Here is an 11,213-nt window from a genome sequence, read left to right on the forward strand (position 1 = left end):
TCCGGGGACCGCCCTCATGCTCGACGACCTACGTTGGGATACCGACCTGATCCGCCGCTACGACCTGGCCGGACCACGCTACACCTCTTACCCGACCGCCGTGCAACTGCACAGCGAAGTGGGCTCGTTCGACCTGCTCCACGCCCTGCGCGAGAGCCGTCGGGCCGTGCGCCCGCTGTCGCTGTACGTGCACGTGCCATTCTGCGCCAACATCTGCTACTACTGCGCCTGCAACAAGGTCATCACCAAGGACCGCGGCCGCGCCGCGCCCTACCTGCAGCGCCTGGAGCAGGAAATCCAGCTGATCGCCTGCCACCTCGCCCCTAAACAACGTGTTGAACAGCTGCATTTCGGCGGCGGCACACCGACCTTCCTCAGCCATGTGGAACTGCGTCAGCTGATGGCCACCCTGCGCCAGCACTTCCATCTGCTGGACGATGATTCCGGCGACTACGGCATCGAGATCGACCCGCGCGAGGCCGACTGGTCGACCATGGGCCTGCTCCGCGAACTGGGCTTCAACCGCGTCAGCCTGGGCGTGCAGGACCTCGACCCGGCCGTGCAGCGCGCGGTCAACCGCCTGCAGAGCCTGGAGCAGACCCGCACCCTGATCGAAGCCGCGCGCACCCTGCAGTTCCGCTCGATCAACCTCGACCTGATCTACGGCCTGCCCAAGCAAACTCCGGAAGGCTTTGCCCGCACCGTCGAAGAAGTGATCCGCCTGCAACCCGACCGCCTGTCGGTGTTCAACTACGCCCACCTGCCCGAGCGTTTCATGCCGCAACGGCGCATCGACAGCAATGACCTGCCCAGCGCGGCCGCCAAGCTGGAGATGCTGCACGCCACCATCGACCAACTGACCGCAGCCGGCTACCGCTACATCGGCATGGACCACTTCGCCCTGCCCGACGACGAGCTGGCCATCGCCCAGGAGGAAGGCACCCTGCAGCGCAACTTCCAGGGCTACACCACCCATGGGCACTGCGACCTGATCGGCCTGGGCGTGTCGGCCATCAGCCAGATCGGTGACTTGTACTGCCAGAACAGCAGCGACCTCAACACCTATCAGGACAGCTTGTCCAACGCCCAGCTGGCCACCCAGCGCGGCCTGCTGTGCAACCACGACGACCGCATACGCCGCGCGGTGATCCAGCAGCTGATCTGCCATTTCGAGCTGGATTTCGAGCCGATCGAACAGGCCTTCACCATCGATTTTCGCGGCTACTTCAACGACCTCTGGCCGGAACTGCTGACCTTGCAGCGCGACGGCCTGATCCGCCTGGACGACAAGGGCATCCGCATCCTGCCGGCCGGCCGCCTGCTGGCGCGCTCGGTGTGCATGGTGTTCGACGCCTACCTGGCAATGCACAACCGCCAGCGCTTTTCGCGGGTGATCTGAAACCGAGTCGTTCAACCGCATGGACAAGTTTCCTTGCCAGGCACACCATGGGCACAGCGAAGGCCCCGGCGCGCACCCGCCGCGGCCAGTCCAGCTCGCACCACAGCAGCGCACGCTGGCCTACAACCTACGCCGTGAGTTACCCTTACGTCTTATGTGTGCTTTCCCACAAGGATCGAATGAAAATGTCCGAGCCAGTCAAACTGCGCCCACACAACCAGGCCCATTGCAAGGACTGCAGCCTGGCCCCCCTGTGCCTGCCTCTGTCACTGAACCTGGAAGACATGGATGCACTGGACGAAATCGTCAAGCGTGGGCGGCCGCTGAAAAAAGGCGAGTTCCTGTTCCGCCAGGGTGACAATTTCGGCTCGGTCTACGCGGTACGTTCCGGCGCCCTGAAAACCTTCAGCCTCAGCGACAGCGGCGAAGAACAGATTACCGGCTTCCACCTGCCCAGCGAGCTGGTCGGCCTGTCGGGCATGGATACCGAGGCTTACCCGGTATCGGCCCAGGCCCAGGAAACCACCTCGGTGTGCGAAATTCCGTTCGAGCGCCTCGACGAGCTGTCGGTGCAACTGCCGCAGCTTCGCCGCCAGCTGATGCGGGTAATGAGCCGGGAAATCCGCGACGACCAGCAAATGATGCTGCTGCTGTCGAAAAAGACCGCCGACGAACGTATTGCCACTTTCCTGGTCAACCTGTCGGCGCGCTTCCGCGCCCGCGGCTATTCGGCCAACCAGTTCCGCCTGAGCATGTCGCGCAACGAAATCGGCAACTACCTGGGCCTGGCGGTGGAAACCGTGTCGCGGGTGTTCACCCGCTTCCAGCAGAACGGCCTGATCCGTGCCGAAGGCAAGGAAGTGCACATCCTCGACCCGATCCAGCTATGCGCGCTGGCCGGTGGTGCAATCGAGGCCTGAAGCCGGCGTTTAGCGGGTATACTTGGGCATTCGTTTTTCCAGGATACCCGCAACAATGCACAGCGACGCCTTCGACCTCAAAGCCCTGATCCGCCCGGTAGTGGACTTCCCCAAACCCGGCGTGATCTTCCGCGACATCACCCCGCTGTTCCAGTCGCCGCGCGGGCTGCGCTATGTGGCCGACCAGTTCATCGAGCGCTATGTCGAAGCCGAGTTCAGCCACATCGGTGCCATGGATGCGCGGGGCTTTCTGATTGGCTCGATCATCGCCCACCAGCTGAACAAACCACTGATCCTGTTCCGCAAACAGGGCAAGCTGCCGGCCGACGTGCTGAGCGAGGGTTACCAGACCGAGTACGGCGAAGCCTTCCTGGAAGTGCATGCCGACAGCCTGTGCGAAGGGGATTCGGTGTTGATCTTCGATGATTTGATTGCTACTGGCGGTACGCTGCTGGCAGCGGCCAACCTGGTGCGTCGGACCGGGGCGCAGGTGTTCGAGGCGGCGGCGATCATCGATCTGCCAGAACTGGACGGCTCGCGCCGTTTGCAGGCGGCGGGTGTGCCGACCTTCTGCCTGACCGAGTTTTCGCTCAGCGAGTACTGAGTTTGATTTTGGGGCTGCTTTGCAGCCCCGGCAATTCTGAATCAGAGCGAAATCGGCCGCCGCCCCGCAAAGGCATGGGCCAAGGTCCCACCATCCACCAGCTCCAGCTCGCCGCCCAGCGGTACGCCATGGGCAATCCGCGACGCCACCAGGCCCTTCTCGCTCAGCAACTGGGCAATGTAATGCGCCGTCGCCTCCCCTTCCACCGTCGGGTTGGTCGCCAGGATCACCTCGGTGAAGGTGCCCTGTTCCTCGATCCGCGCCATCAGCTGCGGAATCCCGATCGCCTCCGGCCCCAGGCCATCCAGCGGTGACAAATGGCCCTTGAGCACGAAGTAACGGCCACGGTAGCCGGTCTGCTCCACCGCATACACGTCGGTCGGCCCTTCGACCACACACAACTGGGTATCGTCACGGCGCGTGTCGGCGCATTGCGGGCACAGCTCCTGCTCGGTCAGGGTGCGGCACTGACGGCAATGCCCAACTCCTTCCATGGCCTGGGTCAAGGCCTGGGCCAGGCGCAGGCCGCCACTGCGGTCACGCTCGAGCAGTTGCAGGGCCATGCGCTGGGCGGTTTTCTGGCCGACACCCGGGAGAATACGCAGGGCATCGATCAGTTGGCGGATGAGAGGGCTGAAGCTCATGGGAAAGGCCTGACAAACAAATAAGAGGCGGTTTATACCCAGCGGGGGGCAATGGCGTCAAATCGGCCCCGCGACCTGTGCGGTCCGCCTTGTTTATGGGAGCAGCCTTGTGTCGCGAAAGGGGCGCGCAGCGGCCCCGGGATTTCAGCTTCGCAGCGTGAATTGCCGGGGCTGCTGCGCGCCCCTTTCGCGACACAAGGCCGCTCCCACAAAAAAACAGACCGCACCAGGGTTGAAATCTCACCAACAAAAAAACCGCCGCTGTTGTCAGCGGCGGTTTTCGGTAACGCAAATGCCCTTAGAACGGCATCTTGAAGCCCGGCGGCAGCTGCATGCCAGCGGTCATGCTACCCATCTTGTCCTGGCTGTTCTGCTCGACCTTGCGCACAGCGTCGTTCAGCGCGGCGGCGATCAGGTCTTCCAGCACTTCCTTGTCGTCTTCATCAGTCGACATCAGGCTCTGGTCGATGCTGACACGCTTGACGTCGTGACGACCGGTCATCACCACGCTCACCAGGCCGCCACCGGACTGGCCGGTGACTTCGGCGTTGGCCAGCTCTTCCTGCATCTTCTGCATCTTTTCCTGCATCTGCTGGGCCTGCTTCATCAGGCCGGCCATGCCACCTTTCATCATGGGGGTATACCTCGATTGGGTCATGTGATGCGGCCCGGCACCGGGCCGGCCGCATGGTTATCCGTTACTGGCCCTGATTCACCAGGGCTTCTACAGGCTCAATAGTATCCTGCCGCACCTTGGCGCCGAACAACTTGATCATCTGCTGGATCAACGGATCCTGTTCGATCGAGTTGACTGCGTCCTGCTGGCGCTCGGCACGCTTGCGCGCCGCTGCCTGGGCCGGGGTTTCCTGCTCGGGCAGGATCAGTTCGATACGCAGGTTCAGCGTGCGCCCCAGGTGCTGGTTGAGCGCTTCGTTCAGGCGCCGCTGCTGGGTGGCGTTGAACAGCGCACCCTGGCCAGGGTCCAGGTGTAGTAACCAGTCGTCGCCATCAGCGGCGATCAACGTACAGTTTGCCGCGATGTTGCCTGTCATCCCGGACACAGGCAACTGTGGGAATAATTCCAGCCATTGCAGGGCCAGGCCGGTGGCTGGCTTGGCTGCTGGCAGCGGCTCGGCTGCCGGCCTGGGTGCTTCTTCCTGGACGTGCTCGGCCAGTTCGTCCAGGTAGCTGAAGCCGACCGGGTCGCTCTCACCGCCGTAATAGTCTTCGTCCAGTGGCGGCTCATCGTCGCGGTCCATGCCCACGGCGGCATAGGCGGACGGGTCGAAGGGCGGCTCGTCGTCGTGTGCCGGGGCGGCAGGCGCCGGCGCCAGCGCAGGGGGCGGTGCAGGAGCCGGCGCAGGCTCGGCCACTACCGGTGCGGGCGCTGGTGCGGGCTCTTCCCATGGCAGGTCAACCGCCTCTGCCACGGGCTCTGGTTCGGGTTCTGGCTCAGGTTCACAAACCGGGGCAGGCTCAGCCGCCACCACAGGCTCTACAACCGGCTGTGGCGCTGGCTCGACCGGTGCGGGCGCCTGCACTTGTGGCGCGGCAGCCGGTGCAACAGGCTCCACGACAGCAGCAGCCGGCGGCGCCACGGCAACCGCCGGCGCTGCCACCGGTGTTGCAGGATCAGCTGTGGCCTGGCTGATCCCCGCTGGCTTTAGTACCGGCTTCGGCGCATCGTCGGTGTCGGCCGGGCGGAACGCCAGCATGCGCAGCAGGACCATTTCGAAACCGCCACGCGGGTCCGGCGCCAGGGGTAGGTCACGGCGGCCGATCAGGCCCATCTGGTAATAGAACTGCACATCCTCGGCCGGCAGTGCCGAGGCCAGCGCCAGCACTCGCTCACGGTCGCCCTGGCCGTTGTCCACCGCTTCCGGCAGCGCCTGGGCAATCGCCACGCGGTGCAGCACATTGAGCATCTCGGCCAGCACGCCAGCCCAGTCCGGCCCCTGCTCGGCCAGGTTGCGCACGGCCTCCAGCAAGGCCCGGGCATCGCCTTCGAGCAGCGCCTGCAGCACACCGTAGACCTGGCCATGGTCGAGGCTGCCAAGCATGGCCCGCACATCGGCGGCCAGCACCTTGCCTTCGCCAAAGGCGATGGCCTGGTCGGTCAGGCTCATCGCGTCACGCATCGAGCCATCGGCCGCGCGGCCCAGCAGCCACAGGGCGTCCGGCTCGAACGGCACATTCTCGGCGGCCAGTACATGGCTGAGGTGTTCGACCACCCGCTCCGGGCTCATGTTCTTCAGCGAGAACTGCAAGCAGCGCGACAGGATGGTGGCCGGCAGTTTCTGCGGGTCGGTGGTGGCAAGGATGAACTTGACGTAGGGTGGCGGCTCTTCCAGCGTCTTGAGCAAGGCGTTGAACGAGTGAGTCGAGAGCATGTGCACTTCGTCGATCAGGTAGACCTTGAAGCGCCCACGGCTCGGGGCGTACTGCACGTTATCGAGCAGTTCACGGGTGTCCTCGACCTTGGTGCGGCTGGCGGCGTCGATCTCGATCAGGTCGACGAAACGGCCTTCGTCGATCTCCCGGCACACCGAACAGGTGCCACAGGGCGTGGAGGTGATACCGGTTTCGCAGTTCAGGCACTTGGCGATGATACGCGCAATGGTGGTCTTGCCCACGCCCCGGGTACCGGTGAACAGGTAGGCATGGTGCAGGCGCTGATTGTCCAAGGCGTTGATCAAGGCCTTGAGCACATGGGCCTGGCCGACCATTTCGCGGAACGAGCGCGGACGCCATTTACGTGCAAGAACCTGATAACTCATCGAAAAACCATCGTAGCCTGATCGAGCGGAAGATCGCTAATGCTAGCGGAGCGGGGGCAAAATTGCACCCTGCGCAGCTCGGCTAAGCTATGAAACTGTACGCTGTCCAGGGAGGATAAGCCTTGCGAAGATTACTGGCCTTGCTGTTGCTCTGGACCTCGCAGGGCATGGCCGAACAGCCGCTGCTGCGCTTTTCCGTGGCCGAGAGCTGGAGCATGCCGTTGGTGCGCATCGAAGGTGACCAGCCGGTTGAAGGCCTGCTGTACGACCTGACGCAGGCGTTAGCCAAAGAGGTGGGCGCACGCCCTGTTTACCATATGATGGCCCGCCTGCGCCTGCAGGAGGCCATGGTCCACGGTGATATCGACGTGCGCTGTTATGTCAGCAGCCAGTGGTTCGATGACCCTCCAAGGAATTTTGTCTGGAGCATTCCACTGATTCACCAGCGCGACCTGCTGGTCGGCCGCCCGGGCGACAGCCCCCCGCTATCTCTGCAACAACTGCCACCCCAGGCGATCGGCACGGTGCTGGGCTACACCTATTCGACCCTGCAGCCATTGCTTGACCAGGGCCGACTGCACCGTGAAGACAGCCGCAACCAGTTGCTGGTGCTACAGAAGCTGCAGGCCGGGCGGTATCGGCATGCGGTAAGCAACCAGTTATCGTTGCAGTGGTTCAACCAGGGCTTGCCGGCGGAACAGCGCCTGCAGCCGCTGGCAGTGCTGGAGGAACAGGACCTGGGGTGCATGGTGCGTAACGACCCGGCGATACCGGCACAAGAAGTGTTGCGGGCGCTGGTGCGGATGAAGCAGTCGGGGGAAGTCGAGCGAATTGTGCAGCGCCATGGTGGGGCGGGCTATCCGACCACCATGTCTGTGGCTCGCCCCTGATTTCCTGGAATACCGGCAGGCACCAACAATCTCGAAGTCGGCGCGATCACTGTGGGAGCGGGCGAGCCCGCGAACACCGGCAACGCCGGTGCCATCCACCGAGTCACCTTCTGCGCGGGCATGCCCATTCCCAGCACCGTCCAGAAATCTTGACCCGTTGGCCCTCACACCAAAGCCAGCAAATCCGCACTCAAGAACAACCCCACGCCAAACACAAAATGCGTAGCCAGGCTCTTCAGGCAGTTGCGCGCCGGCGTCGGCGTCCTCGACGCAAAGAACCCCGCCCCCATCGCCGGCTGCATGAAGCACAACGGCGCCACGACGGTCCCCACACCAACAACCAGCGCAGGCAACACTGTAGGCGCCAGTAGCCAACCCTCGCCCACGATCACAACCAGCAGCATCGCGAACAGCACGCCGATGGCGTAATGAATCCCCCACCCCAACGCCAGCTCATGCCGGACCGGCTCAGCCTTGGCAATCGCCTGGTGCCGCACACGCCCGTACAGCAGATGCCCCGCCCAACGCCCAACCATGGCGAAATTCAGCGTGGCGACACCCAGCCGCCTCAGCAGCAGCCCCCACAGGTCCATCATCACCGTGGCGCCAATGCCAATCGGCAAGGCAGCGGAAACCATCGCAGCAAACGTCATTGAACAAGCCCTCGAAGATTGACGGTCATCACTCTGCCGCGCAGCATAGAAGTTGAAGTCAACTTCAAGTCAAGGGCCCGAAATGGACATTGCCGACGTCGCCAAACGCACAGGCGTACCCGCCTCGACGCTGCGCTACTACGAGAAGAAAGGCCTGCTCAAATCACTCGCCGGACCTGGCCAGCGGCGGCAGTTCGCAGCCGATGTGGCAGACCGACTGGCGCTGATCGCCCTGGGCCAGGCTGCGGGGTTTTCGCTGGATGAAGTGGGGGCGATGCTGGTGGAGCTGCAGGTCGACCGGCAGATGCTGATCGCCAAGGCCGACGAACTGGATGCACGGATCAGGCGCTTGCAGGCGATGAGCAAGGGCTTGCGGCATGCGGCGCAGTGCCCTGAGGAAGATCACCTGGCATGCCCGAAATTCCAGCGGCTGATGAAGCTGTCGGCGGCGGGGGTATTGGGCGAGAAGCAGGACAGAACTAAGGCGTTCACTGCAGATTGAGGTTTTCGGCCCCCGGAAATGGAGGCGGCCCCACCAGCCACACCCCGGCACTCGATGTTCCCGCTATGGCTGCTCCCTTCCGGGCCTGACCAGGTTAACGGGTAATCAATGCGGGGGGACCGATGGGGCCACCACTACAAGGCTCGCTGAGCAGCGAGTGGCGCCATTGTACCGGTCTTGGGGGCAGATACAACCTCTGGAGGAGAAAAAGTCATCATTTCTCAATGACTTGTCCCGGCCGGGGTGGCCTGGAGCTGCCAATTCGCGGGTGATCCCGCTCCTACAGGGGTGGCGCTGACAGCAAGACCAGCGCAGGACCTGTGGGAGCAGGCGCCGCGGCGGATGGCACGGGCTTCGCCCGTGTTCGCGGGCACGCCCGCTCCCACATGGACCGTGCAAGGACTTCTAGACAGCGATGCCCTGCTCGCCCAGGAAGGTGACAAAGGCATCTTCATCGAGCACCTTCACCCCCAACTCACTGGCCTTGGCCAGCTTGGAGCCCGCCCCCGGCCCCGCCACCACACAGTGGGTCTTGCCGGAAACCGAACCCGCTACCTTGGCCCCCAGACTTTCCAGTTTCTCCTTGGCAATATCGCGGCTCATGCGCTCCAGGGTACCGGTCAGCACCCAGGTCTGGCCGGCCAGCGGCAAGCCTTCAGCCACTTTCTTCTCGCTGCTCCAGTGCATGCCGAACGCCAGTAATTGTGCCTCGATGTCCCGGGCCAGCTTCTGGTTGGCTTCATCCTTGAAGAACTCGCGCACAGCTTCGGCCTGCTTGGCCGCCAGGGCCTGGCGCAGGTCGATACCGTCGGCGGCGATGATCTTGTCCAGGCTGTCGAGCTTGGCCACCAACTTTTCGGCACCGGTCGGGCCAACCGAGGCGATGTCGAGCTTGGCGATCATCCCGGCCAGGGTGGTGCTGGCGGCGAATTCGGCAGCCAGCTCGCCTTCGTCCTGCAGTTGCATGCCGCTGTCGAGCAGCTGCTTGATGACCTTGCGGTTGTGCTCGTCCTGGAAGAAGTTGTGGATCTCGTAGGCCACCTCCAGGCCGATGTCCGGCAGGTAGGTGAGCACCTGCGGCAGCGCCTGCTGCACTCGCGCCAGGCTACCCAGCGAGCGGGCCAGTACCTTGGCGGTCTCCTCGCCTACGTCCGGGATGCCCAGGGCGTAGATGAAGCGCGCCAGAACCGGGCGCTTGCTGGCTTCGATGGCATCCAGCAGCTTCCTGCTGGACACTTCGGCAAAGCCTTCCAGGCCGACGATCTGGTCGAACTCCAGCTTGTACAGGTCGGCCGGCGAGCCAATCAGGCCTTCGTCCACCAACTGCTCGACGCTCTTCTCGCCCAGGCCGTCGATGTCCATGGCGCGGCGCGACACGTAGTGGATGATCGCCTGCTTGAGCTGGGCGCCACAGGCCAGGCGACCGACACAGCGGTACACCGCGCCCTCGCTGGTGGTTTCCTTGCCCTTGCTACGCTTGACCAGCTGGGTACGCTCGACCTGCGAGCCGCACACCGGGCACTCGCTCGGCACCTGCACCGGGCGGGCATCCTCCGGGCGGCGCTCCAGCACCACCTGCATCACCTGCGGGATCACGTCACCGGCGCGGCGGATGATCACCGTGTCACCAATGCGCAGGCCCAGGCGGGCGATTTCGTCCATGTTGTGCAGGGTGGCGTTGGACACGGTCACACCGGCGACCTTGACTGGCTTCAGGCGTGCCACGGGCGTTACCGCGCCGGTGCGGCCGACCTGGAACTCGACATCCAGCACCTCGGTCAGCTCTTCCATGGCCGGGAACTTGTGGGCAATTGCCCAGCGCGGCTCACGGGCGCGGAAGCCCAGTTCGCGCTGGGCGGCCAGGCTGTTGACCTTGAACACCACACCGTCGATTTCGTAGGGCAGGCTGTTACGCCGCTCGCCGATGTCGCGGTAGTAGGCCAGGCATTCTTCGATGCCGGCGGCATGCTTGAGCTCGCGGCTGATCGGCAGGCCCCAGGCCTTGAGCTGTTCGAGGATGCCGATGTGGCTGTCGCCGATGCTCGCGGACACCTGGCCGACGCCATAGCAGCAGAACTCCAGCGGGCGGCTGGCGGTAATTTTCGAATCCAGCTGACGCAGGCTGCCGGCGGCGGCGTTGCGCGGGTTGGCGAAGGTCTTGCCGCCGGCTTCGGCCTGGGCGGCGTTGAGCCGGTCGAAACCGGCCTTGCTCATGTACACCTCACCGCGCACCTCCAGCACCGCCGGCCACCCCTCGCCTTGCAGCTTGAGCGGGATGTTGCGCACGGTGCGCACGTTGGCACTGATATCCTCACCGGTGGTGCCGTCGCCACGGGTGGCGCCCTGTACCAGCTGGCCGTCGCGGTACAGCAAGCTTACGGCCAGGCCGTCGAGCTTGGGCTCGCAGCTGTAGTCGACCGCACCGGGCTGGTCGAGGCCGTCTACCACGCGACGGCCGAACTCACGCAGGTCGGCTTCTTCGAAGGCGTTGCCCAGGCTGAGCATCGGCACTTCGTGGCGCACCTGGCTGAACGCGGCCAAGGCTGCACCGCCGACACGCTGGGTGGGCGAGTCAGGGGTTACCAGGTGCGGGTATTCGGCTTCAAGCGCCTTGAGCTCGTTGAACAGGCGGTCGTATTCGGCATCGGGCACGCTGGGCTCGTCGAGCACGTAGTAGCGGTAGTTGTGCTGGTCGAGCTGGGAACGCAGTTCGTGGATGCGGGTTTCGGCGGTCATGGGATTTGTCTTCTCTTGCAAAGCAAAAGAGCAGCCTGGGGGTGGTGCCGGGGGCTTGAGGTATTTATTGCCTGTGCCGGCCTCTTCG

At 64.1% G+C, this 11,213-nt stretch carries 10 protein-coding genes and 1 other RNA gene; 5 read left to right on the forward strand and 6 right to left on the reverse strand.

Features of this window, described 5'->3' with window-relative positions:
* The first annotated feature begins 16 nt into the window (after positions 1-16).
* The 3 genes from hemN (at position 17) to M2S36_RS03350 (ending at position 2,923) form a co-directional block, all read left to right on the forward strand.
* The gene (hemN, locus tag M2S36_RS03340) at positions 17-1,399 is read left to right on the forward strand and encodes an oxygen-independent coproporphyrinogen III oxidase (protein ID WP_063912765.1); all 1,383 of its coding nucleotides are present in this window, start codon (positions 17-19) and stop codon (positions 1,397-1,399) included.
* A 185-nt stretch (positions 1,400-1,584) separates the two neighbouring features.
* A complete protein-coding gene (gene fnrA / locus M2S36_RS03345) occupies positions 1,585-2,319 on the forward strand; it encodes a Crp/Fnr family transcriptional regulator FnrA (RefSeq protein WP_016711709.1) in 735 nt (244 codons plus the stop codon).
* Between the two features lie 55 nt (positions 2,320-2,374).
* Positions 2,375-2,923, forward strand: coding sequence for an adenine phosphoribosyltransferase (locus M2S36_RS03350; protein WP_009683910.1), 549 nt, complete (start codon positions 2,375-2,377; stop codon positions 2,921-2,923).
* 41 nt (positions 2,924-2,964) lie between these two features.
* Here M2S36_RS03350 and recR read toward each other — a convergent pair whose 3' ends face one another.
* The 3 genes from recR to dnaX form a co-directional block, all read right to left on the reverse strand.
* Positions 2,965-3,567 carry a recombination mediator RecR gene (gene recR, locus M2S36_RS03355; RefSeq protein WP_003259670.1) on the reverse strand — a complete coding sequence of 201 codons (603 nt, stop codon included), beginning with the start codon at positions 3,565-3,567 and terminating at the stop codon, positions 2,965-2,967.
* Positions 3,568-3,865: 298 nt separating this feature from the next.
* Positions 3,866-4,201, reverse strand: a complete 336-nt coding sequence (locus M2S36_RS03360) for a YbaB/EbfC family nucleoid-associated protein (RefSeq protein WP_003259671.1) — start codon at positions 4,199-4,201, stop codon at positions 3,866-3,868.
* A 64-nt stretch (positions 4,202-4,265) separates the two neighbouring features.
* Positions 4,266-6,344: a DNA polymerase III subunit gamma/tau gene (gene dnaX, locus M2S36_RS03365; RefSeq protein ID WP_207830009.1), complete on the reverse strand. Its 2,079-nt coding sequence runs from the start codon at positions 6,342-6,344 to the stop codon at positions 4,266-4,268.
* Positions 6,345-6,466: 122 nt separating this feature from the next.
* Between dnaX and M2S36_RS03370 the strand changes: the two genes are divergently transcribed.
* On the forward strand, positions 6,467-7,234 hold the full coding sequence (locus tag M2S36_RS03370) for a substrate-binding periplasmic protein (protein ID WP_333956702.1): 768 nt from the start codon (positions 6,467-6,469) through the stop codon (positions 7,232-7,234).
* A 164-nt stretch (positions 7,235-7,398) separates the two neighbouring features.
* Here the strand turns inward: M2S36_RS03370 and M2S36_RS03375 are convergent, their stop codons facing one another.
* Positions 7,399-7,887, reverse strand: coding sequence for a DUF2938 domain-containing protein (locus M2S36_RS03375; protein ID WP_207830004.1), 489 nt, complete (start codon positions 7,885-7,887; stop codon positions 7,399-7,401).
* Positions 7,888-7,969: 82 nt separating this feature from the next.
* Here M2S36_RS03375 and M2S36_RS03380 point away from each other — a divergent pair, with 82 nt between their 5' ends.
* Positions 7,970-8,389, forward strand: a complete 420-nt coding sequence (locus M2S36_RS03380; protein WP_241105875.1) for a helix-turn-helix domain-containing protein — start codon at positions 7,970-7,972, stop codon at positions 8,387-8,389.
* Between the two features lie 28 nt (positions 8,390-8,417).
* Here M2S36_RS03380 and ffs read toward each other — a convergent pair.
* Both ffs and ligA read right to left on the reverse strand, forming a co-directional pair.
* Positions 8,418-8,514, reverse strand: an RNA gene (gene ffs / locus M2S36_RS03385) — signal recognition particle sRNA small type.
* A 280-nt stretch (positions 8,515-8,794) separates the two neighbouring features.
* A complete protein-coding gene (gene ligA / locus M2S36_RS03390; RefSeq protein ID WP_333956703.1) occupies positions 8,795-11,125 on the reverse strand; it encodes an NAD-dependent DNA ligase LigA in 2,331 nt (776 codons plus the stop codon).
* Positions 11,126-11,213: the final 88 nt, after the last annotated feature.

The sequence above is a fragment of the Pseudomonas sp. SF2 genome, from assembly GCF_036858055.1.
Taxonomy (GTDB): domain Bacteria; phylum Pseudomonadota; class Gammaproteobacteria; order Pseudomonadales; family Pseudomonadaceae; genus Aquipseudomonas.